This window comes from Flavobacterium maritimum, assembly GCF_040049085.1.
Classification (GTDB): Bacteria; Bacteroidota; Bacteroidia; order Flavobacteriales; family Flavobacteriaceae; genus Flavobacterium; species Flavobacterium maritimum.
In genome coordinates, this window is record NZ_JBDLZY010000025.1 from 1 (window position 1) to 621 (window position 621).

A 621-nucleotide genomic window follows, 5' to 3' on the forward strand; every position below is an offset into this window, starting at 1 on the left:
GCCGTATCAAAAATCTGAACATCAATATTAGTTCCCGATGTATCCGGTAACGAAATCATTCCGTTTTTTTGTGCCAGTTCTTCAACCTGTGCTCTGATTTCTTTAGATCCTGAACTGCTTAGTTCTTCGTAAATAAAGAAATCTGATTTCCCTTTAAATTTGTTTTTTAGTAAAGGCGTTGCAAAAATCGAATTCATTACACTGTGCATATTGGCACTAATGACATGAATTGGCCGTTTTAATAAATCGTTGGCTTTTAAGACTTCCTTGATATTTGTTGCCCAGACTTCTCCGTGAATGTGGTGTCCTAAACGTTCGCGCAAAACCGGACTAAAAGTAATTGTACGTTTATTGTTTTCTACAATCTCTTCAATAGCCAGTTTTCCCAACCAGTAAATTACATGCAGAAATCGATCTGGAGCATTTTCAGAGCCAAAGGCATCGTAAATGTCCAAAACCTCCTCAAATGTTCTCGCTACGATATTGGCAACATGAGAAATCGCTTTTTCTTTCTCGATCTGACTTAATTTTTTGGTGCTTGTTACAGCTTGTTCCAGCTTCAGCCAATCGCGGGAAACTTCTCCTCCATCATCAATTAAAACTCTGTTTTTGGTTTTATGA

The 621-nt window shown here is 37.7% G+C and carries 1 pseudogene; it reads right to left on the bottom strand.

The features are described from left to right. Window positions 1–621: pseudogene (locus tag ABEB23_RS18105) on the bottom strand (DUF6909 family protein); the annotation flags it as partial.